Annotated in this window: 18 protein-coding genes; 4 read left to right on the top strand and 14 right to left on the bottom strand. The window is 41.3% G+C overall.

Annotation, left to right across the window (positions count from 1 at the left end):
- Window positions 1–62: 62 nt before the first annotated feature.
- Together murT and gatD are read left to right on the top strand one after the other, a co-directional pair.
- Window positions 63–1,406, top strand: coding sequence for a lipid II isoglutaminyl synthase subunit MurT (murT, locus tag AB6M99_RS03965; protein WP_369351113.1), 1,344 nt, complete (start codon window positions 63–65; stop codon window positions 1,404–1,406).
- Window positions 1,406–2,194 carry a lipid II isoglutaminyl synthase subunit GatD gene (gene gatD, locus AB6M99_RS03960; protein ID WP_121834310.1) on the top strand — a complete coding sequence of 263 codons (789 nt, stop codon included), beginning with the start codon at window positions 1,406–1,408 and terminating at the stop codon, window positions 2,192–2,194. Before murT ends, gatD begins: the two co-directional genes overlap by 1 nt.
- A gap of 29 nt (window positions 2,195–2,223) precedes the next feature.
- Here the strand turns inward: gatD and AB6M99_RS03955 are convergent, their stop codons facing one another.
- Complete coding sequence (locus tag AB6M99_RS03955) at window positions 2,224–3,150, bottom strand: TDT family transporter (RefSeq protein ID WP_121834309.1); 927 nt, start codon at window positions 3,148–3,150, stop codon at window positions 2,224–2,226.
- Between the two features lie 147 nt (window positions 3,151–3,297).
- Window positions 3,298–4,284 carry a rhodanese-related sulfurtransferase gene (locus tag AB6M99_RS03950; RefSeq protein ID WP_121834308.1) on the bottom strand — a complete coding sequence of 329 codons (987 nt, stop codon included), beginning with the start codon at window positions 4,282–4,284 and terminating at the stop codon, window positions 3,298–3,300.
- Window positions 4,285–4,535: 251 nt separating this feature from the next.
- On the opposite strand from AB6M99_RS03950, the gene AB6M99_RS03945 reads away from it, so the two are divergent.
- Window positions 4,536–4,841 carry a hypothetical protein gene (locus AB6M99_RS03945; protein ID WP_121834307.1) on the top strand — a complete coding sequence of 102 codons (306 nt, stop codon included), beginning with the start codon at window positions 4,536–4,538 and terminating at the stop codon, window positions 4,839–4,841.
- Window positions 4,842–4,871: 30 nt separating this feature from the next.
- On the opposite strand, the gene addA is transcribed toward AB6M99_RS03945, so the two are convergent.
- The 3 genes from addA to rexB are packed head-to-tail and all read right to left on the bottom strand — an operon-like array spanning window position 4,872 to window position 12,436.
- The gene (gene addA / locus AB6M99_RS03940) at window positions 4,872–8,546 is read right to left on the bottom strand and encodes a helicase-exonuclease AddAB subunit AddA (RefSeq protein ID WP_369351196.1); all 3,675 of its coding nucleotides are present in this window, start codon (window positions 8,544–8,546) and stop codon (window positions 4,872–4,874) included.
- A complete protein-coding gene (locus tag AB6M99_RS03935) occupies window positions 8,536–9,156 on the bottom strand; it encodes a DUF1349 domain-containing protein (RefSeq protein WP_121834305.1) in 621 nt (206 codons plus the stop codon). The genes addA and AB6M99_RS03935 overlap by 11 nt, the downstream gene beginning before the upstream one ends.
- Complete coding sequence (gene rexB, locus AB6M99_RS03930; protein WP_369351112.1) at window positions 9,146–12,436, bottom strand: ATP-dependent nuclease subunit B; 3,291 nt, start codon at window positions 12,434–12,436, stop codon at window positions 9,146–9,148. Before rexB ends, AB6M99_RS03935 begins: the two co-directional genes overlap by 11 nt.
- A gap of 233 nt (window positions 12,437–12,669) precedes the next feature.
- On the opposite strand from rexB, the gene AB6M99_RS03925 reads away from it, so the two are divergent.
- Window positions 12,670–13,584 (top strand): neutral zinc metallopeptidase, encoded by a 915-nt coding sequence (locus AB6M99_RS03925; protein WP_369351259.1) that lies wholly within the window; start codon window positions 12,670–12,672, stop codon window positions 13,582–13,584.
- A gap of 409 nt (window positions 13,585–13,993) precedes the next feature.
- On the opposite strand, the gene AB6M99_RS03920 is transcribed toward AB6M99_RS03925, so the two are convergent.
- The 9 genes from AB6M99_RS03920 to AB6M99_RS03880 all read right to left on the bottom strand — a co-directional run bounded on the left by AB6M99_RS03920 (window position 13,994) and on the right by AB6M99_RS03880 (window position 23,247).
- Complete coding sequence (locus tag AB6M99_RS03920) at window positions 13,994–14,413, bottom strand: F0F1 ATP synthase subunit epsilon (RefSeq protein ID WP_121834303.1); 420 nt, start codon at window positions 14,411–14,413, stop codon at window positions 13,994–13,996.
- A 12-nt stretch (window positions 14,414–14,425) separates the two neighbouring features.
- Window positions 14,426–15,832: a F0F1 ATP synthase subunit beta gene (gene atpD / locus AB6M99_RS03915; protein WP_121834302.1), complete on the bottom strand. Its 1,407-nt coding sequence runs from the start codon at window positions 15,830–15,832 to the stop codon at window positions 14,426–14,428.
- Window positions 15,833–16,047: 215 nt separating this feature from the next.
- A complete protein-coding gene (locus tag AB6M99_RS03910; protein WP_121834301.1) occupies window positions 16,048–16,929 on the bottom strand; it encodes a F0F1 ATP synthase subunit gamma in 882 nt (293 codons plus the stop codon).
- Between the two features lie 13 nt (window positions 16,930–16,942).
- Window positions 16,943–18,451 (bottom strand): F0F1 ATP synthase subunit alpha, encoded by a 1,509-nt coding sequence (gene atpA / locus AB6M99_RS03905; protein WP_121834300.1) that lies wholly within the window; start codon window positions 18,449–18,451, stop codon window positions 16,943–16,945.
- A 194-nt stretch (window positions 18,452–18,645) separates the two neighbouring features.
- Entirely contained in the window at window positions 18,646–19,179 is a 534-nt protein-coding gene (locus tag AB6M99_RS03900; protein WP_121834299.1) for a F0F1 ATP synthase subunit delta, read from the bottom strand.
- A complete protein-coding gene (gene atpF / locus AB6M99_RS03895) occupies window positions 19,179–19,685 on the bottom strand; it encodes a F0F1 ATP synthase subunit B (RefSeq protein WP_183121624.1) in 507 nt (168 codons plus the stop codon). The genes AB6M99_RS03900 and atpF overlap by 1 nt, the downstream gene beginning before the upstream one ends.
- 21 nt (window positions 19,686–19,706) lie before the next feature.
- Window positions 19,707–20,420 carry a F0F1 ATP synthase subunit A gene (gene atpB / locus AB6M99_RS03890; RefSeq protein WP_121834297.1) on the bottom strand — a complete coding sequence of 238 codons (714 nt, stop codon included), beginning with the start codon at window positions 20,418–20,420 and terminating at the stop codon, window positions 19,707–19,709.
- 38 nt (window positions 20,421–20,458) lie between these two features.
- A complete protein-coding gene (gene atpE / locus AB6M99_RS03885; RefSeq protein ID WP_121834296.1) occupies window positions 20,459–20,659 on the bottom strand; it encodes an ATP synthase F0 subunit C in 201 nt (66 codons plus the stop codon).
- Between the two features lie 182 nt (window positions 20,660–20,841).
- Entirely contained in the window at window positions 20,842–23,247 is a 2,406-nt protein-coding gene (locus tag AB6M99_RS03880) for a glycogen/starch/alpha-glucan phosphorylase (protein WP_369351111.1), read from the bottom strand.
- Window positions 23,248–23,411: the final 164 nt, after the last annotated feature.

The following is a 23,411-nucleotide window of genomic DNA, read 5'->3' as shown; positions in this document are numbered from 1 at the left end:
TTATAGCACAAATCAGACCATTTTTCCTTAACTCTCTACATCTTTTATGGTAAAATATGCTCATGACTATAAAAACAACTCTAGGAATTTTAGCTGGTAAATCAGCTCATTTTATCCTTTCAAAATTGGGACGCGGTTCAACGCTTCCTGGAAAAATTGCCCTTAAATTTGATAAAGATATTTTAAATAGCTTAGCTCAAGATTATGAAATCGTTGTTGTCACAGGCACTAATGGTAAAACTCTCACAACTGCTCTCACTGTCGGTATTCTCAAAGAAGCCTTCGGAGAGATTGTGACTAACCCAAGCGGTGCTAATATGATTACAGGGATTACGTCAACTTTTTTAACTGCTAAAAAAGGAAAATCTGGTAAAAAAATTGCGGTGCTCGAAATTGACGAAGCTAGCCTTCCAAAGATTACCGAATACATCACACCAAGCCTTTTCGTCTTTACCAATATTTTCCGTGACCAGATGGATCGCTATGGAGAGATTTATACCACTTACCAAATGATTTTAGATGGTGCAGCAAAAGCACCTCAAGCGACGATTTTGGCTAATGGCGACAGCCCACTTTTCAATTCTAAAAAAGTGGTAAATCCCGTTCAATTTTACAGTTTTGATACTGAAAAAGCTGCGCCAGCTTTGGCCCACTACAACACAGAAGGAATTGTCTGTCCAAACTGTGAAGGCATCCTGCAGTACACTCTTAATACCTATGCGAATCTAGGTGACTATATCTGTCCCAACTGTAACTTCAAACGACCTGAACTCAATTACAAATTAACAGAACTAAAAACAATCACCAATACTGCTTCTGAATTTGTCATTGATGGGCAGGATTACAAAATCAATGTCGGGGGACTTTATAATATCTACAATGCCCTTGCCGCTGTCTCTGTCGCTGAATATTTCGGGGTATCTCCAGAGAAAATCAAGGCTGGTTTTGACAAATCTCGTGCCGTTTTTGGACGTCAAGAAACCTTTAAGATTGGTAACAAATCATGTACACTGGTTCTCATTAAAAATCCGGTCGGAGCAAGCCAAGCTCTCGAGATGATTAAACTAGCTGATTATCCTTTTAGCTTGTCAGTCCTTCTCAATGCAAACTATGCTGATGGCATTGATACCAGTTGGATTTGGGATGCTAATTTTGAACTCATCAATGAGATGGATATTACAGAAATCAACGCTGGTGGTGTTCGTCATTCTGAAATTGCTCGTCGCTTGCGCGTGACTGGTTACAATGAAACTAAAATTACCCAAGCTGAGAAACTGGAAGACATTATGACCTTGATTGAAAATCAAGAGAGTGATTATGCTTATATTCTTGCTACTTACACTGCTATGCTAGAATTCCGAGAGCTCTTAGCTCAGCGCCATGCTGTTGGAAAGGAGATGAACTAATGACTTATACCTCACTACAATCTCCTGCCGACAAGGATTACCAATACGAGCTCAATGTCGCCCATCTCTACGGAAATCTCCTCAATACTTATGGTGATAATGGAAATGTTCTCATGATGAAGTACGTCGGGGAAAAATTAGGGGCAAAAATGACCTTTGATATTGTGTCTGTCGGTGATGAATTTGATGACAATTACTACGATATGGTTTTCTTCGGTGGTGGGCAAGACTATGAACAATCAATCGTTGCCAAAGACTTACCAAGCAAACGTGAACCAATTGACCGTTTCATTCAAAATGACAAGGTTATCCTAGCCATCTGTGGTGGCTTCCAGTTACTCGGACAATATTATATTCAGGCAAATGGTGTTCGCATTGATGGCATTGGAGTGATGGGGCATTATACCCTCAATCAGGAAAATAATCGTTTTATCGGTGATGTCAAAATTCACAATGAAGAATTTAACGAAACCTACTACGGGTTTGAAAACCATCAAGGCCGCACCTTCCTCTCAGATGATGAAAAGCCACTTGGTAAAGTGATTTATGGTAAAGGAAATAATAACGAAGATGGTACTGAAGGTGTCCACTACAAAAACGTATATGGTTCCTATTTCCACGGTCCTATTCTGTCACGCAATGCTAACTTAGCCTATCGCTTAGTCACAACAGCACTTCGTAATAAATACGGTCAGGATATCACCTTGCCTAGCTATCAAGATATTCTCAGCCTAGAAGTCGCTGAAGAATACGGAGACGTTAAAAGCAAGGCAGAATTTGAAAAGTAAAAAAGCACGTTTTCGTGCTTTTTATGCTTCTAGCGTAGCTTTTGCCCCGTCAAAAATCCAATATAACCCATCAAAACGTAACTAACCATAAATGTGGCTACAATTATTTCAAATAAGACTAACATCTGCCAGATACTTGGCACAGGTAAAACCAGTATCTTGACACTACTTTTTAGAGCTGTCGCAGAAATGACCAATGGAAAGGTAAAAGCTGAGAAAGCTGGTGTGAACCGTCGTTTAAGCAGTTTGGGTAATTGGAGCAAGATATAAAAATAGAAAAGCTGTGCTGCTACCAATAAAATTCCTAAAACTAGCTTATTAGGAGTTTCAACATTGCTAACGTAAGCTGCTGTGACAAGAGAAAATGGGGCACAAATTGTTGCCGTGTTTGGTTTCATCGCTGTTTCCAGCGGATGCTTTTTCAACCGATAGAAAATGAGCGGTAAAACTAAAATAGTTGCCACAATGCCATAAATTACAATAAGTTTTCCTATGAAAAATTGTTGACTGAGTGGTGCTGTTAAAGCTGCCACACCAATACCAACATAAAGGACTGTCCATGAGGGAAAAACGTTTTGGAGTGATAAGTTAAGGAGATACTTCTTAGAAAAGAGTACCATATGACCGATTAATGCTACTAGCCATATAAACCACAGCGGTTTCAAGAGCTCAGCAATTGGTTCATAACCCCCAAAGAAATGCTTCAAATAAGTCAAACTGAGCAAACCTGACATGAAAAAAGTCGTAAAAACTGATTGCACAAGAGAACTTCGCCACTGGTTTTGAACACTTTTACGATCGGACAACATCGAATAAAACAAGTATAACCATAACAGCACCGCCACAATAGCACATACGGCAGTTGCCAAAACAGAAAATTCTTTTAACAAATTTCCCAACCCTAACAATCCTAAAATCAGTCCAGAAGTTGCCAAAGGTGCCTTTTCTAATCTCATGTCTCCATCTCCTTTGATTACGTTAAAACTTATTATAGCATTTTTGACATTCTGCATTAAAAATTATTGAGATAAAAACAAAAAAGAGACAAACACTCATGATTGCTCAGCTCTCATGAATGTCCATCTCAGTTTTAATTTTTTACTTTATGCCATAACCACTCCTGGCAATGTTTCACCAATCGCTTCTAAACGTGTTGCCCACTCTTGGCGTGTTAAGCCATTTTCAGCCACGTAGCGGTTACGTTCATGCGCACGGCATTCTGCTGAACAACCACGAACGTATTTGCTTTCTGTTTCTTCTGACATGAAGATTTGTTTGTTACAGTATGGGTTTGCACAGTTGACATAACGCTCACACTCTTCACCAGTAATGTGGTCACGACCGATAACAGTTGGATTCACACGATTTACAGGGACTGAGATACGCTCGTCAAAGACGTACATTGCCCCATCCCAAAGTTCACCCATCACTTCTGGGTCTTTACCATAAGTGACAATACCACCGTGGAGCTGACCAACATCTTTGAATCCTTCACGAACCATCCAACCAGAGAATTTCTCACAGCGGACACCACCTGTACAGTAAACGACAACGCGTTTTTCCATGAATTTTTCTTTGTTATCACGGACCCATTGTGGTAACTCACGGAAGTTACGGATATCTGGACGAATTGCGCCACGGAAGTGACCAAGATCATATTCGTAGTCATTACGTGTGTCAAGAACCACTGTGTTTTCATCAAGCAGAGCTTCCTTGAATTGTTGCGGGTTAAGGTATTCACCAGTTGTTTCAAGCGGATTGATGTCACTATCAAAATCGTTGTCCTCTAAACCAAGGTGAACGATTTCTTTTTTATAACGTACAAACATTTTCTTGAAGGCGTCTTGTGGCTCTTCGTCAATTTTAAACCAGAGATCCGCAAAACGCTCATCAGAGTGCACCCAGTCCATGTACTTCTGAGTGGTTTCGTAGTCACCAGATACGGTACCATTGATTCCCTCATCTGCAATTAAGATACGACCTTTAAGTCCGATAGATTTACAGAAAGCAAGGTGCTCAGCAGCATATTCCTTAGCATTTTCAATTGGAACATATTTATAGTAAAGTAATACACGAATGTCGTTTGACATGTTAGTCTCCTTTTCTCATACGAGTTCATAATAGGTTTCTATTATACCGTGCTTTCACTCTCTTCCAAAGGGTTTTGCTTGTGGTTTTTTTCACAAAAATAAAGCGCATTCTTTTCAAAGAGGATAGTCACCTACCAGATGTCATATTCTTTCAATGCTTCTTTTGGTTTTGGAAAAAGCAGAGCAGATAGTTTCACATTCCCCACCGCCTGTGGTATAGTGGAAGTAAGAAATTCCAAGGAGATATTCCCATGACTTATGAACTATGCCTAGAATACGGTACCTACCCATTAACCCCAAAGGATGCCTATGCTGACGAACGCAAGGCAATCCCTGATTTTATCCAAAACGACCAGGAACTCCTTGATCAGTTAGAAAGAATGAACGACCTCTTCCATCAGCTCTTCTTGACTATCGAGTGTCAATTCCACTATATCGGTTCAGACCAACCAGAAAAAATTGCGGAAGTCAAAGCCCTCTACGAAGAAATTGCTGACCACCTCCACAACAACTATCCTGACCACGATATCCATATCGAACACTTTGTCTTACATTAAAAAATCGAGCTATACAGCTCGATTTTTTGATTAGTCTACCTTCACGACTTCAAAAGTCTCACCACCCAATAACACTAGGTATTTGTCAACCTTAGCAATCCCATAAGATTGGCTGAGAGCTTGGGCATAAAGGGCCATTTGATTTTGATAGCGTTGGACAATGACTTGGCTGTCTGTGAATTTATCTGTCTTATAATCAAAGAGGACAATATGATCCTCATAGAGAAGATAACCATCAACAATCCCACGGACAACGAATGCTTCACCGCTACTCTTATCCTTAGTCAGCATAGCAAAAGGCGCTTCACGATACAGGTTCTCAGTATTCCTCAAGATTTCCTGCCCTAAATCCGTTTCAAAGAAGGCTAAAATCTTATCAACCTTAACCTTCGCTTTCACCTCTTTATCCGCTTGCACTTCTTGAAGAGCTTGCTTGATAGCTTTTTCGGTGATTGGTTGAGTCACATCTAGGCGTTGCATGAGTTCATGGGTAGCTGAACCAACTGCAGCAGCACTGTGTGAAGCCTTATTTCCAAAGTCAGGTAGAGCAAAAGTTAACCTTTCTTGTTTACGTTCAGCACTGGCTTCTTCCATCACTTCCACACCATCCGTATCCATCACAGGCTCGTAGAATTGCTTGATTTGACTAGGCGTTCTTAGAGTTGGTAGGCCAATAGCAGAGCGGTATTGTTGATTAAGCTCATCTACTGATTCAAGTACCGTTAAGGCTTGTTTGATGTCTTCTGACTGACGATTTTGAGACAGGTCATCAGGATTAATTTCCTCGGTCATCTCTAATCGTCCAATCTTATCACCAGTAAGCTCTGCTTGATCACTATAAACCACATCAAAAGCCAAATCTTGTTTTCCAAAGGCTGCTTCTACCGCTAAAAACCAATCTTGGAAGGTCAACATTTCTTCTCGGAGTGAAGCTGGAATAAAGCCATTTTGGGATTCGCCATCATATTTGTTAGTCAATTTTTCTTGACTGCCTTTACCGACAAGATAAAGACGTTTCTCAGCACGTGTCATACCAACATAGAGGAGCCTCATCAGTTCAGACAGGGCGGCAATTTTTGCCTCTTTCTTGTTCGCTTGGAAAGGAATCGTCTCTAGCTTGACTTGGACTTTTGGTAATACAGCATCTGGAAATTCAGATTTTACATCTGCCTGATATTTGATGCCAATCCCCTTCTCACGACTGAGGATAATGTCCTGATATTGGTCACTGGTTTGGGCATTGAAAAACGGTTTATCTGCTCCCAAGATAAAGACATACTTGAATTCCAGCCCTTTCGATTTGTGAATGGTCATGAGCTGGACAGCATTTTTAGGTGGGGCAACTTCTACATTTGCCAAGTCATGGTCATTTTCCAAGATACGGTCAATCATGGTAATAAAGCGAGACAAACCTTTGAAACCTGATTTTTCATAGGCATGGGCACGAAGGGCTAGGGCATACAAGTTTGCCTGTCTCTGCTCTGCACGTGGTAGGGCTCCAACATAATCATAGTAAAAACGGTCATTATAGATGGTCCAAATCAGGTCATAAAGCGCCAGCCTTTTTGCCAAAGACCGCCAAGAAAGGAAGGTCTCCATAAAGATATCCAGCTTTTTCTTGAGGTCATCTGTCACCAAGTCTGCATGGGCACCGCGTCTCTCCTGAGCAAGCTCTAGTTTGTCATAAAAGTCACCGTGCTTAGCTTGAATGGCTATCCTAGCGAGGTCGTCCTCATCAAATTGGAACATGGGCGAGCGTAAAAGTGATACTAGAGCGTAGTCATCTAAAGGGTTATTTATCGCCCGCAAGGTATCCAACATAATCATGACTTCAAGCGACTGGAGATAGTTACTTTGACCACCGTCAGCAACCAGAGGAATACCGTGTTCTTCAAAAGTCGCCAACAACAAATCGTTTCGTGTACGGGACCTTACCAGAAGCGTCATATCCTTAAAAGGGACCTTTTGTTCATTGTGAAGACGGATAATTTCTTTGATAACAATGGCGACTTCATCCTGAGAAATCGTTGACTCATCGGAATTTTCTTCCTCAGAGGTCTCACAACTATCGGTGTTATAAATGAGCAGTTGCGTCTTGTTGTTAGGATGCTTTTCTTTTTGCTGTTCAGAACCTGCGACTAATAAATGCAAGTCATCGTAACGAATGTCTCCCACTTCTTCATCCATGATGTGGCTAAAAAGATCATTTGTGGCATCTAAAACTTCTGAACTGGAACGGAAATTTTCCTTGAGCAAAATCAATTTTCCTGCGTCTGCATTTTCCTGAAATAACTTAAATTTTTGATTGAAAATCTGAGGGTCTGCCTGACGAAAACGGTAAATGGACTGCTTAATGTCTCCCACCATAAAGCGATTGTGACCATTAGATAGAAGTTCCAGCATACGTTCCTGGATGTGACTGTTATCCTGATACTCATCCACCATGACCTCGTGGAAATGGTCTTGATAAGACCTAGCCACCTCTGGAAACTCTTCTAAAATCTCAATCGCAAAATGGGCAATATCATGAAATTCAAAGGCATTTTCCTGAATTTTTGCCTGCAAATATTGATCAGAAAAATCAACCACAAAGTTTCTTAAGAGTTCCAATAACGGCATCGTTTCTGGCTGGTATTTGGTTAGAAATGTCGCTTCCATCAAGGCCTGCTTAGCATTTAAAAACGGAGCAAGATACGCTGGACGATTTTGATTGTATTCTTTGGCAAAGAGCTTGAGTTCCTCATCCTTGACATTCCCCACCCGCATGGTTAACTGGCTGGATAGGGCAGTGATTTTCTCTAGCTGGTCTGATAAATACTCCTGTGGACCCAAAATATCAAGCCCATTTAACAGGTCCAGTAATTCCTCCACAGCCGTTAGGTACTTATAGGATTTTTGAAATTCCTTGGTCACCGTTTCGTAGTGGTTTTGGAAAAAAGCTAGCGCTTCAGAGATAACCTTATCTAAAACCGTTGGTGATATATAATCAGCCAAATAAGTTTCAACCTGCTCTGCTATTGGCACACGATTAGAGGCTAAAAACTGATCAGCTAACCAATGTTTAGGACTTGCTGTCGCCTGACTAAAATAATAAATCTGATAGACCAAATCACGAAATTTGTTACTACTCTTGCTGGTCCCAGAAAAATTTTTCACCAACTGCTTAAAGGTATTAGCATCTTTGCCAGTCATGTAATCTGAGAAAAGGTCTGCATAGACATCGTTACGAAGCAGAGCCTGCTCAGACGCGTCAGCCATAATGCGAAAGACAGGAGATAGCCCTAGGAGATAGCCATACTGGCTGACTAATTTTTGCGTGAAGGCATCCATTGTCCCAATGTCAGCAGTCGGTAAAAGGGCTAACTGCTCTGACAAATACACCTTGGTCTCTTCGTCAGTCGTTTCTTGTAAAAGCTCCATCAAGCCTGTCTGCAAGCGCTCCTTGAGCTCGCCTGCTGCCTTAACAGTAAAGGTCGAGATAAAGAGCCTATCAACAGACACACCACGGTTAATCATATCCAAAATGCGTCGCACCATGACAAAGGTCTTTCCTGAACCCGCTGAGGCAGAAACCAAAATATTAGTCCCATTGCTATAAATGGCCTCAATTTGTTCTGGTGTTAATTTACGTGGATTATCTGAACTTATCTCCTCTGCTACACGCGCAGCAATTTCCTCAGATGTTAAAAAGGGTTTAATTCTCATCATCCTCTCCCGCATCAGGTGCTTGCCCATCATGTGCCTGCCATTGACAATCTAACAAGGCAAAGTCAGAGAAAACCGCCTCAAAGGATGATTCCTCTGGTGAGCAGGCATAAATCCCAAATTGAATCGTTCCCTGTGCCTTTGCCATGTGACAGATTCTCATCTGATGAAAGGTCACACCATCCAATGAATTTTCAATGCAAAAATCATCACCACGACGGCTAAAACGGTACCACATCACTCGTTGAGAGGTATCAATTTCTGTGGTTGCCCAGTCTGAATAGCCTCCATTGGTCACAACACTACCGAGATGCTGAAACTCATCATTTTCATACTCAACAGAAGCCTTTAACCAGTTATCACTGTCCAAATACATAACAACACCACACTGGTCAAAGCGATGGTGAGCACCTGAAAAATCTGTCTTAACGACAAAGCTAAAAAACTGCTCATCCGTCTCCATCTGAAAAACTGGAGCGTTATCATTACGAAAATGATAATAAGTCCGTTGCCACAAATCGGTATGAGGCTGGGTAGTTACAGTAATGTCATTGTCTGAAATACGATACGTTTTGGGCTCTCTTGTCCAAATCCATTCTTTAAAGTTCATCTGTGTCCTCCTCCATTGTCATTAGTGATAAAGCTTGAGCCTTGTCAATCGTTCTTCCTTTGCGAGGTAATTTTTCTAATCGTCTCGCATGAGTTAACATATGGCGATCTGCTTCAAAATGCGTTATGTTTTTCAACTGTTCTCCCTGTACTGATTTCAAATCTGTCGTATAAGGATTAATAGCAAAGCTACCCGAACGAATCCCTTTCACCGCTTCTTGGAACAATTTTTGATTATAGGTTAATAAGGTATCAAGCTCTGCCTTGTCATAGAGCTGATTTGTTGTTTTATAAGGTCCGCCTACCAAATGCTCTTTTTCTCCCTCTGCAAACAAACCTTGATAAATGAGACTAGTCATATTTTGAGAGAGAATATCATCCGCTGATTTCATATCTGATAACTTGGCAGAAGGCGTCTTCATGTGCAAGTACATGGCACCAAAAAGTTGTTCCGTGTCAATACCGTAACGCTCTTTCAAAGCCTGTAAATAAGTCACCAGCTGACTATTCAGCCCATTATAAAACCGTTCAAGGTCAAACTTGGTCTCGCTAGACTTATAATCCACAACCCCAAGACTACCGTCAGAAAGTCTATCCACTCGGTCAATAATCCCATTGACGGTAATCTCATGTCCAATGTCAAAATTAAAGCGGTCTTCTTGAGACAAGATTTCCAGCTGACGCTCATTCTTGAAAAGGCTGGCTGTACTTCTAGCGACATCTTCTAAGATGCTTCTAGCTAGTTGACTTTCTTGGTCCTCTGGACTATAGACAAAGGCAAAGCTGGTCTCACGATTGGTATCTGCGATAGCTTTTTCCAAAGCCCCATCAAAATCCTCAGAAGCTGACGCTTCGCTGAGTAGGCGCTCCAAGACCCTATGCAAATACTGACCGTGAATACTAGCATCCGGATGAATGGACAGTTTTTCCTCTAGCCCCAAAATATAGCGGATAAAGTAAAGATACTGGTTGTTGTAGTAGGTAGACAATCCTGAAATGGATAATCGAATCGGGTCTTCTAAAGGAAAACGGACTTCCATCACCTCAGGTGATACCCGTTTGGTCTTGACCTCATCTAAAATACTAGGAACCAATACTGCCTTTTCGGTCAGTTTTTGACGTAAATAACGAACGGCAACTGACCAAAAGGTTTGCTCTTCCTTGGTTAATTCACGGTCTAACTCGCCACGATTAATCGCTAATGCAGTCGCAAGCACATCCTTGTAATGCCCAATTTCCTCACCTTTTGCTTCGAAATGCAGACCACGCTCCTCACTTGGAACACCAAGTTCTTTCAACTCCTTTAAGTAAGACGACAACTCATTAGTGCTGTCTCCTGACAGCTGAGGACTGGATAAAACCAATTCTTTTGTTGCTGAATTGTAAAGCGACAAGGCTGTAAAATGATTTTTCTTGAGGTTTTCACGTGAAGCAATGTCAAATTTAGCGGCGTCTCCCGTCACCTCATTCAAATGGCTGCGCTCCTCATCCGATAACAGGGATTTATTAACCGCAATTTTAGGAAAATTAGCCTGAGACAGTCCTAAGGCAAACACATAAGGAGCTGAGTGCGGTTCAATCAAATCATAGGATTTTACCATCACCACATCCACAGTCGCTGGAACTGTTCGGTACTGGGCAGATAACATTCCTGTAGTGATTAAAGAAAGACATTCCTCAACCGACAAGGTTTCGTCACCGAAAATCTGATAAAATTGCTCCAGTAGTCTCGAAAATGTTGCCCAGACCTGCTCATGTTGATCCCGTTCTTTAACACCTGCCTCTTCTGTCATTGCAGATAAATTTGCCATCAAATGACTGTCTTCAAAAAAGGTGCTGAGCTTAGTCAAAAGATTCTTCCCTTTTTGCTTCTTAGCTGACAAGAGACTCGTCAAGGAGGCCATAATTTGCCGGCGCATCTGATTGATAGCAGTCAAATCGTAGCGGTAAACCTCTGTTTGAGTGCCATCTTCATTTAATTGCGTTCGCAGCACAATATTAGCGGTAAACTCTCGGTTAAATCGGCTATAGCCTTTAACATCTGCATAGCGCACGTACTGTTCAAAACGGTCAATCCTTTTTTGTGAAAAATTTCCAATAAGACCTGATTTTAAAAGATTAAGCAAATCTTCTGAGCGATAATGATAACGTTTCAGACGACACAGGGCATCCATCACATTGACAAGAGGGTGGGTAGACATGCTCTCAGCCTTACCAATGTAAAAAGGAATATCAAACTTTTCAAAAATCTTACCAACTTGTAACTGATAGGATTCCACATCGCCAAGTAAAACCCAAATGTCCTTATAGCGACCCCCTTGCGCCAAAAGGTAGCGAATCCGTTTAGCCACCTGAGTGATTTCTTCACGCTGATTAACGACTTCCCAGATGGTAATAGCCGCCTTGTCCTCTTCCAAAAAGACCTCGTCCGTCTCGGTAAAATCATGCTGGTGCTCCACCAGACGACTCAGACGAGAAAAAGGAGTCTCTTCCAAATCTTCACTAGGGAGATAGATTGGCTTTGTCGTGTAAGCTTTTGCTAAGGAACGGATAAAATCAATAGAAGCTTGGTAGCTATTTCCAACGGTGAGATTAGATGAATAGGCTTCCTTGCTCATGTAAGCCCCAATGATAACCTCCACACCCTTTTCATGCAAAAGGTTTACCACCATCTCTTCTTCAGCTGAAAAACGTGAGAAACCGTCAATCACCACAACCGTCTCCGCCAAAGCTTTATCAAGACCACCACTTCTGATTTCTTGGGCAAAATGGCTGAGCTTGCTTTGATTATCAAAGTCATGCTGACGCAAAAGGTCCTCAACAGCCGCAAAAATCGTTAGTAAATCCGACCGCTTCGCTTCATTATCCAGACCTTCCAAATCAAGTAAGGACATGTTGGCTGATTTCAATTCTTGGTAAAGGTCAACTAACTGTTCAATAAAAGACGTGTCCTGCTTTAATTTGCCATAAACCCGTAACTCTGACTCTGAAAGTCCAGACAAGGCACGGTAAAAAATCATTGCCAAGCCATTCTCATCAATGCTCTCTTTGGCTCCAGCATGATTCAGTAAAAAATAACGGGCCATCTGCCCAAAACGCGTCACCGTAATCCGAAAAGAAGCCCCTTGTGGTAAATTGACTAAAACCTTTTTCTCCTTCTCAAAAGACAGTGAGTTTGGCGCAATATAAAACACACGCTTACCACGCTTGGCGTATTGCTCTGCTTCTTTAGCTAAAACAACCGTCAAATCCTGTTTAATATCTGTATATAAGAGTTTCATCTGATCCCCCATTCTATCTTTCTATTATAACAAAAACTAACTGGCTTTTCTGTTGTCAAACGTTGCACTTTACTAGGCGAAATCCTAAAATTCAAGTATAATAAAGAGGATTAATATGAAGAAAGGAATGTTTTCGTTTCCCGTAAACAAAACATGCCCTATAAGAAAGGCAGTAGCTATCAAACAATCGAAAACAAGTTGCCATTACCCCTTATAGGCTCACACACGACACTATGAAAATTGATGATTTAAGAAAAAGTAAAAATATCGAAGACTATCGTGGTCAACCATCCTCTGGCGGGGGCTTAAATATGGGAGGTGCTGGTAGCGGTCTACTTCTCCAACTCCTTTTCTCACGCACAGGATGGAAAACCAAAATTGTCCTTATCCTTCTCCTCCTCTTTCTCGGTGGCGGATCAGGTCTTGGAAATATCTTAGGCGGCGGAACATCGAGCAACTATCAGTCAACTCAAGTCTCAAAAACTGGTTCTGCCGAAGTTTCTGATGAAGATGGCGAATTTATTTCAAAAGTTCTTGCATTTACCGAAGATTATTGGAAACAAGAATTTGAACGTAATGGACTTACCTATGAATCTCCAAAATTAGCTCTATACACAGATTATATTCAAACAGGTTGTGGCGCGGGTTCTGCTCCATCTGGACCATTTTATTGTTCTGCTGACAACAAGGTTTACCTTGACCTAAGTTTTTACGAAGAATTAAAAACCAAATACGGTGCACCCGGAGATTTTGCCATGGCCTATGTGATTGCCCACGAAGTCGGACACCACGTTCAAAATCAATTAGGAACAATGAGCCAATATGCTAAAGCCCGTCGTGGCTTGTCCGAAACCGAAGCTAATAAGCTCAACGTCCGCTTAGAGCTTCAAGCCGATTACTATGCTGGAGCCTGGGCTCACTATGTTGACGGTCAAGGGCTATTAGATATCGGAGATATTGATGAAGCCATGACTGCTGCGCATGCTGTTGGTGACGACCACTTACAAAAAAAGCATAGCGGACGCGTAGTACCTGATAGTTTTACCCACGGAACCTCTGAGCAACGTAAACGCTGGTTTGACCGAGGTTATCACTACGGCGATATCCAACACGGAGACACCTTCTCAGTCAATGAAAACAGTTTGTAACCTTTATCATACTCATTCAAAATCAAAATTAGAATTTTAGAACCTCTACAATTATTGAGATAGTGACGAGCGTAGCGAGAAAAAATGTTTCTTTCGCTATAGTGGTATTTCCCCTGCAAGGTTGATTAGGTTGGGCGCTGTCGAGTAGTCGACAAGTACAGCCAATCATCTACTGCGATAGAGAGGTTCAAAAAGTAGCAACGAAACTCCGTAGGAGGTTTTGATGTTGACTTTGTCAACTCTATTTCCCACCTCTAAAGGTCTCCCAGACCTTTGGAGCGTCCGCACTTTTTAGAAAAAAGCACAAAAGTAATTTTTGATTTTTGTTAAGTATCACTTATAAACTTCCTTAAAAATTAACGTACGAAAAAAGCCATCAGCAAGATATCTGATGGCTTTTTTCATTACTTTATTGGTGGGTTCCGACATTGATTCGGTTAAGGGCACGCTGTAGTGCGACCTTGGCACGACGCACTTGGTCGATGTCTTTGGTAGACTGTGCCTCTTCCAATTCACGTTCGGCACGGATTTTTGCCCGCTCAGCACGACTGACGTCAATGTCTCGCTCACGTTCGGCAGAGTTGGCGACAATCGTCACAAAATCATTTTTGACCTCTATGATACCGCCATTTATGGCAACCCAGTCCACGTGATTATCATCGTCAATCCGACGAATTTTCATCTCGTGAACATCCAAAGAAGCGATAATATTAAGGTGACCAGGTAAAATCCCCATCTCCCCATCTGTAGTTCTCACAGAAATATAGTTGGCATGGTGGTCGTATTTGATACCATCAGGTGTAACGACCTGAACTGTCATACACGTCATCTACAGTTCTCCTTAATAACCCATTTTCTTAGCCTTTTCAATCACATCACCAATTGGCCCAACATTACGGAAAGCATCTTCTGGTAACATGTCATGTTTTCCTTCAAGAATTTCTTTAAAGCCACGAACCGTTTCAACAACAGGCACATAAGAACCTGGTTGACCAGTAAATTGCTCCGCCACATTAAAGTTTTGTGACAGGAAGAATTGAATGCGACGAGCACGGCTGACAAGCACCTTTTCATCATCCGACAATTCATCCATACCAAGGATTGCAATGATGTCTTGTAATTCACGGTAACGTTGTAAAATACGTTGAACCTCTGTCGCCACTTGATAGTGTTCCTCACCAACGATTCCTGGTGAAAGGGCACGTGATGAAGATGCCAACGGGTCAACCGCTGGATAAATCCCCATTTGTGTTAACTTACGCTCAAGGTTTGTCGTTGAATCCAAGTGCGCAAAGGCTGTAGCTGGTGCTGGGTCAGTGTAGTCATCGGCAGGAACATAAATTGCCTGAATTGAGGTAACGGAACCTTTTTTCGTTGAAGTGATCCGCTCTTGTAATTGTCCCATCTCTGTTGCCAATGTTGGTTGGTAACCAACGGCAGACGGCATACGACCAAGAAGCGCTGACACTTCTGAACCCGCCTGAGTGAAACGGAAGATATTATCAATAAAGAGCAACACGTCTTGGCCTTCCACATCACGGAAATACTCCGCAATCGTTAAACCAGTCAGAGCGACACGCATACGTGCCCCAGGTGGCTCATTCATCTGACCAAAGACCATGGCTGTCTTTTCAATAACACCAGATTCCTTCATTTCCCAGTAAAGGTCATTTCCTTCACGAGTACGTTCACCGACACCAGTAAATACTGAAATCCCACCATGCTCTTGAGCAATGTTGTGAATCAATTCTTGAATCAGAACGGTTTTACCAACACCTGCTCCCCCAAAGAGACCAACCTTACCACCTTTTAAATAGGGCGCAAGAAGGTCAATGACTTTAATACCAGTCTCTAAAATCTCAGATGAGGTTGACAGTTCGTCAAAAGCTGGCGCTTTTTTATGAATGGGTTCACGCTCCGCATCTTCGCTAAAAGGCTCTTCAAGGTCAATGGTATCTCCAAGAACGTTGAAAACACGACCTAGCGTTTCTTTACCAACTGGCACAGAAATGGGACGACCTGTATCCAAAACTTCAAGTCCTCTGGTCAAACCATCCGTAGATTCCATCGCAATGGTACGAACCAGACCATCTCCCAATTCAAGGGCCACTTCAAGAACAATCTTCTGCTTTTTATCCCCATTTTTGTAAACAACAAGGGCATTATTTATCTCTGGTAACTTGTCACCAGCTGCAAACTTCACGTCTACAACAGGTCCAACAACCTGAGCAATTTTTCCTGAACTCATAATTAAGATACAAATCCCATCAAAATAGTATTCAGAGATAAAGTTACTGGCACATGTTTTAAGCCATACACCTGTTTTCCTGAAATACTATTTGAGGGTTGTTCAGTCTATTGTACCATCACTTGGCACTCTAGCTGAACTATCCTTTCTGTTAATTTTGTAAAAACTTTGCCACTGGGACAACTGTTTTTATTATCTTTCACACGATTAGAAAATCATTCCAGGGCATTCGCACCCGCAACAATCTCCGTAATTTCTTGTGTAATAGCTGTTTGGCGAGCTCTATTATATTGAATCGTCAAGTCACTAATCACTTTCTCAGCGTTGTCTGTTGCCGTTTGCATAGCAGTCATCCCCGCAGCATGCTCTGCTGTTTTCGCATCAACAATCGCACCATAAATCAAACTCTCTGTATATTGAGGCAATAATTGCTCTAAAATCGCTTCACGGCTAGGCTCCAAATCAAAACCTGTCACACCTTCATCTGTCGCTTCTTCAGCGACAAGGTCTGAAAGAGGCAACATTTTCTGTACACGAACCTGACTAGTCAAACTGTTGACATGGTGATTGTAACAAACATAGAGCTCATCGAAAAATTCCTCTTTATACATTTCAACGGATTGAGAAATGATACGACTCACCTGATCAAATGACGGTTGGTCTTCAAGACCACGCATTTCAAAACAAACAGGTAGTCCTCTTGTTTTGAAAAAGTCAGAACCGATGGACCCAATTGAAATGATGGAATAGTCATCAGCATTAGGCTCGTGATAGTCTGCAATCAATTCTAAAACAGCCTTGAGCAGCTTAGCATTGTAGCCACCAACAAGTCCCTTATCAGAAGTTATCACAATATATCCCGTCTTTTTAATAGGACGTGAAGCAAGCATTGGATTGTCTGAGCCTGAGGTCAATTCTGTCTTTAGAAAATCAGTGGTGATTTGACGAATTTTCGCAGCATAAACTTGATAATCTTTAGCAGCTTGCTCTGCCTTTACCAACTTAGCTGATGACACCATCCGCATAGCACTAGTTATCTTACTTGTTTTTTCTGTTGAAAGAATTTTTGCCTTAATTTCACTAAGAGATCCTGCCATCTGTCAGTCCTCCTTAAGCGTTAAAAAACGACTGATCTTTGAAATCTTGAATAGCCGTATCAAGAACACCATCTTCAGGCAAATCTTTTGTCGTACGAATCGTATCAAAGATATAGCTATAGTGCATATCAAAATAGTGATATAATTCTTCTTCAAATTTTAAAATATCATTGACTGGGATGTCATCAAGGAAACCGTGCGTCAAGGCATATAAAATGACAACCTGCTTTTCAACTGGCAACGGCTTGTGGATTGGTTGTTTCAACACTTCTACCGTACGGCGACCACGATTCAGTTTTGCCTGAGTTGCTGCATCAAGATCTGAACCGAATTGCGTAAAGGCTTCAAGCTCACGATAAGAAGCCAAGTCTAAACGCAGTGTACCAGCAACCTTTTTCATTGCCTTAATCTGCGCTGAACCACCAACACGAGATACTGATGAACCCGCATCAATCGCTGGACGAATACCTGAGTTAAACAAATTCTCCTGTAAGAAGATTTGTCCATCAGTAATCGAAATCACATTGGTCGCAATATAGGCTGAGATATCTCCTGCTTGTGTTTCGATAAATGGCAGAGCTGTGATTGAACCACCGCCCAACTCATCTGAAACCTTAGCAGAACGCTCAAGAAGACGTGAATGAAGGTAGAACACATCTCCTGGATAAGCTTCACGACCTGGAGGACGGCGAAGAAGAAGAGAAAGTTCACGATAAGCGACAGCCTGTTTTGACAAGTCATCATAAACAATCAAAACGTGCTTACCGTTATACATAAATTCTTCAGCCATTGCCACACCAGCATACGGAGCGATATAAAGTAATGGTGATGGTTGAGAAGCAGACGCCGTCACAACGATTGTATAATCAAGCGCCCCGTACTTGCGCAAGGTTTCCACCTGCGTACGAACAGTTGATTCTTTTTGACCAATCGCAACGTAGATACAGATAACATCATTTCCCTTTTGATTAAGGATCGCATCAATAGCGATTGAGGTTTTACCAGTCTGACGGTCACCGATAATCAACTCACGTTGACCACGACCAATTGGCACTAAGGCATCAATCGCTTTAAGGCCTGTTTGCATCGGCTCAGAAACAGACTTACGTTGCATAACACCTGGAGCAGGTGTCTCGACAGGTCTAAAACCAGTCGTTGCAATTTCTCCAAGGCCATCTACTGGTTGCCCCAAGGGATTAACCACGCGTCCGATTAAAGCTTCTCCGACTGGGACTTCCATAATTTTTCCAGTACGTTTAACAATATCACCTTCACGAATATCAGAAAAATCTCCAAGGATGATAATTCCGACATCAGAAGTTTCTAAATTTTGTGCCATACCGTAAGAACCATTAGAAAACTCTAAAAGTTCTCCACTCATCGCAGCATTGAGACCACTAGCACGAGCAATCCCGTCACCAACATAGGTCACAATACCAGTTTCGGTAATTTCAAAATTTGGCTGAAAGTTATCAATTTGTGCCTTAATAAGGGCACTGATTTCTTGCGCATTTATAGCCAAGCTTACACCACTTTCTATCTAAAAATCGTTTTATTCTATGGTTTAGAGAATCATTGAAATGCTATTTCTACGAATTAAAACTCTCCTGAGGAGAGCTTTAGGATGTATGTTGAGATAACAGTTACCTACACAATCATGATAGTCATAACATCTCGCTGGAAACTAAGATAGACTCTTTGTCTAACATCCTCTTTTTACAATTTTTGTTTAATATCTTGAATTTGTGTTCGCACACTGGCATCAATAATTTGATTATTGACCTTAATGATAAAACCACCAATTAAACTGTCATCTACGGTTTCAATCAGATGATGGGTCTTAATCAAAAATTTTGTTTCCACAATTTTACGGATGCGCTCTTTTTGGGCTTGGGTCAATGGCTGAGCAACAACCACTTCCATATCAAAAATCTGAGTTTCCTCACCAATCTTAACAAGGACTTCTTGTAAAACTGGTAAAATCATCCCAAATTCTTTTTCTGCAATAGCAGTGTCCAAAAATGTATTCAGAAGAGGGGACTCTGGACGATTCAAACGACGAAGAAGCCCCGCTTTTTCAGAAGAATCAAACTTATCTGAACCTAGAACAGCATCCAGCTTTGTCTCAACAAAGATATCAATAAGGCCAGAAGTATTCTCATAAAGAACAGTCAATTGGTCACGGAATTTCGCATCCTGAACCAACTCCTGGGCATATTTATGAACCAGAGCATCTTTTTTTAAGTCCATTAGTCTTCTCCTAAACGGTCCAAATAGCGATCAACCAAAGTCGTTTTCTCTGAAGCATCTAATTTATTAACAAGAATGCGCTCTGCCAAATCAATGGCCAAAGCTGCAATTTCTTCTTTAGCAGATTCAACAGCTTCTACTTTGATTGCTTCCGCATCTTCACGCGCCTTATCCTTGATCGCTTGCGCTTCTTCCTTAGCCTGTACTAAAATCGCTTCCTTATCATGTGCTGCACGTGCATTTGCCTGACCAATAATCTGACTAGCCTCTAAACGACTATCTTTTAGCACCTGCTCTTGTTCAGAAACAAAATCCTCAGCCTTTAGTCGCGCGTCTTCTGCCTTTGCAAGATCATCAGAAATCTGCTTCGCACGCTCCTCAAAAATACCTGTAATTTTCGACCAAGCAAAAATGCGAATCAAAACCAGCAAGGTCAAAAACGAACCTGTCACAATGATAAAATTACCTAAAAGTGTTCCGAATGAAACACCATGCATTATTAACATGAAAAACTCCTTATGCTTTTATTAGTGTCCGTGTCCATTGACCTTATTGCCAAGATAAAGCGACGTCAGCATTGTAAACACATACGCCTGCAAACAAGAGACAAATACTGAAAAGGCAATCCACAACACTGTGAGCAGAAATGAAATTGGCTGCCATAGAACATGTGCCTGACTTAACTGAACCAAAAGTCCAATCAACACTTCCCCTGCAAAGATATTACCATAAAGACGAAGGGCCAAAGATAAGAAATTGGCAAACTCTTCAATGATATTCATTGGGGTCATATATGCCGGAGTCACAAATCCCTTAAGATAGGCTTTAAAACCACGCTGGCGAACTCCTTCTACATGGCAAACCACTGTAACAATTAAAGACAAACCAAAGTCGAACATCATGTTGGCTGTCGGAGACATCCAGAGATTTTCTCCCGAACCAGATTCCAACTTGGTTACTAGACCAATATTATTTCCTATGAGGAGAAACATAAAAAGGCTAAATAAAAAAAGCAAGTATTTTCTAGCGTAAGTTTCTCCTAGGTTTCCCTTAGCCACACCATAAACAAATTCATAGGCATATTCCAAAACATTCTGCTTACCAACAGGTTTTAGGGTCATCTTGCGACTCGCCCAGAAAATAAAGCCAAAGGCTAAAAGTACCGTTAAAAGAGACATACTTAAAATGGTGAGGTCAATGACAATTGGGCCTAGGTGGACACTTGGAGTTGAATGATCCATTGTCAGTTCTCCTTATCTATTATAAACCATCTTTTGCTCTACCGCATAGCAAATGCCATAGCGAGTGTGATAAAGAACATCCCTTCAATAAAGGCAATTCCGAGGAACATTGTTGTTTGGAATTTTCCGAACATCTCAGGTTGGCGAGCAGAAGATTGTAACACACTACTTACCAAGAGACCAATACCGACTGATCCCCCAAGAGCAGCTAAACCGAGCGCCAAAATACCAAGATTCATTAGAATTTCTCCTTAAAAATTTTTTTACCTAGCCATTTTAGTCCTATTTCCTTCAAATGTCAACGAAATATAAGAATTGTTGGCGCTTTCGGTTCGATTTAGTCTAGGTTCTTTGACCAACATTGACTAATATCAAACTAAGAGAGGCTGGAAACTTGTTCCGCCCCTCAATCCGCTAATAATTATTTTTTCAAATTCCAAATATCTTCAGCATACTCAGTAATGGTGTCATCTGAAGTAAACTTATGCGATTTTGCAATGTTCATCAGACTAACTTTTGCCCAAGATTTTTGATCACGATAAAGGGCATCAATACGTTCTTGAGCTGCGACATAGGACGTGAAATCTTCAAGCAAGAAGTATTCGTCATTGTGAGTAATGAGAGCTTCATAAATCTCTGCGCCTTCGCTCTGAGCATTTGAGATAGTCCCATTAACAAAACTGTCAACGACACGGCGAATAACAGGATTACTCTCATAGAGACCACGTGAATAATAATCATGAGCTGCATAGTGAGCATATACCGCATCCTTATCCATACCAAAGATAACGATATTTTCATCACCAACTTCGTCCTTGATTTCGATATTAGCCCCATCAAGGGTTGCAAGGGTAACTGCTCCTGTCATCATAAATTTCATATTAGATGTTCCTGATGCTTCTTTAGACGCAAGTGAAATTTGCTCTGAGACATCCGCTGCTGGGACAATAAGCTCAGCAAGGCTCACATTATAGTTTTCAAGGAAGACCACTTTAAGTTTTCCTTGAAGTGAGGCATCGTGATTAATAAGATTAGCAATCTCATTGATTAGCTTAATAACAGATTTTGCAAAATGATAGCCTGGCGCAGCTTTTGCCCCAAAAATAAAGACGCGAGGAACCATATTTTTCTCTGGATTGTCCTTCAAGTCATGGTAAAGTTTGAGGATATGAAGAACATTAAGAAGTTGGCGCTTATAAGCATGGAGTCGTTTAACTTGGACATCAAAGATAGCATCAGTAGAGACTTCGACACCCGTTGTCTCTTTAATGTAGGCTGCAAGACGCGCCTTAGCTTCTTTCTTCACTTGGTAGAATGTGTTAAGTACTTGTTCGTCATCTGCATAAGCAGTCAATTTCTCAAGTTCATGGATATCCTTGCGCCATCCTTTGCCAATTGTTTGGTCAATAGCCTGTGATAATTCTGGAGCTGCAATTTGGGTCCAACGGCGCTGCACAATACCATTGGTCTTGTTATTGAATTTCTCTGGATAGAGCACATAGAAATCGTGAAGCGTATCCTCTTTTAGAAGTTCCGTGTGCAATTTAGCAACACCGTTGACTGAGTGCCCACCAATAATGGCAAGATTTGCCATATGGATTTGACCATTTTTCACAATACGAGTGCGTTCAATCAAACCTGCATCAACATGATTTTGAGCCAAGTTTGACACAAAACGATGATCAATTTCAAGAATAATTTGGTAAACGCGTGGCAAGACATGTTTAAATAGCCCTGCGTCCCATTTTTCTAAAGCCTCTGACAAAATGGTATGGTTGGTATAACTCATGGTTTGAACAGTCGCATTCCATGCAGCATCCCATTCTAATCCATATTCATCAAGCAAGAGGCGCATAGATTCTGCTGGTGCGACTGCTGGGTGCGTATCGTTGATGTGGACAGAAACTTTTTCGTGAATCTTTTCCAGTGGCAATCCCATTTTAAGATAAGACTTGATAATTGTCTGAAGACCGGCACTTGTCATGAAGTATTCTTGAATCAAGCGAAGCTCTTTACCTTCATAGCTAGTGTCATCAGGGTACAAGATTGCTGTGATATCTTGCACACGACGTCTAGCGTCTAAGGTTGGGTAATACAATTCATACTCTTCTGGAATTTCAACATCCCAGAGTCGCAAATTGTTAATGACATTATTTTCAAAACCAATTTGTGGAACGTCGTAGGGAACAGCGCGAAGTACCTGAGCATTATTGTGAACTGGTACGATACGTCCCTCTTCATTGGCCTGAAGGTAGACATCCCCAAAAAGTTTCACATCTACCACATCATGATCTTTACGGACTTCCCAAACATTTCCAATTGACCCAAACCATGAATCTGGTAATTCAACTTGGTAGCCATTAACAATGCGTTGTTTGAAAAGACCATACTGGCAGCGTAACCCATTACCAAAACCTGGATAACCTGTTGTCGCCAAAGAATCCATAAAGGCTGCCGCTAAACGACCAAGACCACCATTACCAAGTGCCATGTCATGCTCTGCTTGGACCACTTCTTCAAAATCAACCTCAAGATCAGCAAAACCTTCTTTAACAAGGTCCAGAATGCCTAGGTTCAGAAGATTGGTCTCAAGCATGCGACCTGGTAAGAATTCAATTGAAAAATAGTAGGCTATTTTTTCCTGATTCCCAGATAATTTATGATTACGGGCAATCCAAGTGTCTGTATAATATTTGCGAATCAATTTAGCTAAAGTTGTGAAAAGCTCAGAAGGTGTTGCGCGTGGGACCTTAATCAACTGCTCTTCATGTAATGTATCTTTAAAATCACGAATAAATTGTTCTTTTGTTAAATGTTTGAGTTCCATAAAACCCTTTCTAATCAATTATCTTTTGATAGTGAAGCTGAAGACATTGGTTTAAAACCATTCTTCATCACTTCTTTATATTTAATCTCTGTTTGAAAAAATCCATTGCGTCAAGCTGTCACTACATCTCTTTTTAACTCTTATTTCTCAATTGAAAGCCTTAG

The organism is Streptococcus hillyeri, from assembly GCF_041081565.1.
GTDB classification, from domain to species: domain Bacteria; phylum Bacillota; class Bacilli; order Lactobacillales; family Streptococcaceae; genus Streptococcus; species Streptococcus hillyeri.
The sequence above is the reverse complement of the archived record's forward strand: the minus strand, read 5'-3'. Positions and strand labels throughout refer to the sequence as shown.

Bases quoted from the DNA above. Each gene is read 5' to 3' on its own strand.
- murT (WP_369351113.1), top strand. From the start codon at position 63: ATGACTATAAAAACAACTCTAGGAATTTTAGCTGGTAAATCAGCTCAT.
- gatD (WP_121834310.1), top strand. From the start codon at position 1,406: ATGACTTATACCTCACTACAATCTCCTGCCGACAAGGATTACCAATAC.
- AB6M99_RS03955 (WP_121834309.1), bottom strand. From the start codon at position 3,150: ATGAGATTAGAAAAGGCACCTTTGGCAACTTCTGGACTGATTTTAGGA.
- AB6M99_RS03950 (WP_121834308.1), bottom strand. From the start codon at position 4,284: ATGTCAAACGACATTCGTGTATTACTTTACTATAAATATGTTCCAATT.
- AB6M99_RS03945 (WP_121834307.1), top strand. From the start codon at position 4,536: ATGACTTATGAACTATGCCTAGAATACGGTACCTACCCATTAACCCCA.
- addA (WP_369351196.1), bottom strand. From the start codon at position 8,546: ATGAGAATTAAACCCTTTTTAACATCTGAGGAAATTGCTGCGCGTGTA.
- AB6M99_RS03935 (WP_121834305.1), bottom strand. From the start codon at position 9,156: ATGAACTTTAAAGAATGGATTTGGACAAGAGAGCCCAAAACGTATCGT.
- rexB (WP_369351112.1), bottom strand. From the start codon at position 12,436: ATGAAACTCTTATATACAGATATTAAACAGGATTTGACGGTTGTTTTA.
- AB6M99_RS03925 (WP_369351259.1), top strand. From the start codon at position 12,670: ATGAAAATTGATGATTTAAGAAAAAGTAAAAATATCGAAGACTATCGT.
- AB6M99_RS03920 (WP_121834303.1), bottom strand. From the start codon at position 14,413: ATGACGTGTATGACAGTTCAGGTCGTTACACCTGATGGTATCAAATAC.
- atpD (WP_121834302.1), bottom strand. From the start codon at position 15,832: ATGAGTTCAGGAAAAATTGCTCAGGTTGTTGGACCTGTTGTAGACGTG.
- AB6M99_RS03910 (WP_121834301.1), bottom strand. From the start codon at position 16,929: ATGGCAGGATCTCTTAGTGAAATTAAGGCAAAAATTCTTTCAACAGAA.
- AB6M99_RS03900 (WP_121834299.1), bottom strand. From the start codon at position 19,179: ATGGACTTAAAAAAAGATGCTCTGGTTCATAAATATGCCCAGGAGTTG.
- atpF (WP_183121624.1), bottom strand. From the start codon at position 19,685: ATGTTAATAATGCATGGTGTTTCATTCGGAACACTTTTAGGTAATTTT.
- atpB (WP_121834297.1), bottom strand. From the start codon at position 20,420: ATGGATCATTCAACTCCAAGTGTCCACCTAGGCCCAATTGTCATTGAC.
- atpE (WP_121834296.1), bottom strand. From the start codon at position 20,659: ATGAATCTTGGTATTTTGGCGCTCGGTTTAGCTGCTCTTGGGGGATCA.
- AB6M99_RS03880 (WP_369351111.1), bottom strand. From the start codon at position 23,247: ATGGAACTCAAACATTTAACAAAAGAACAATTTATTCGTGATTTTAAA.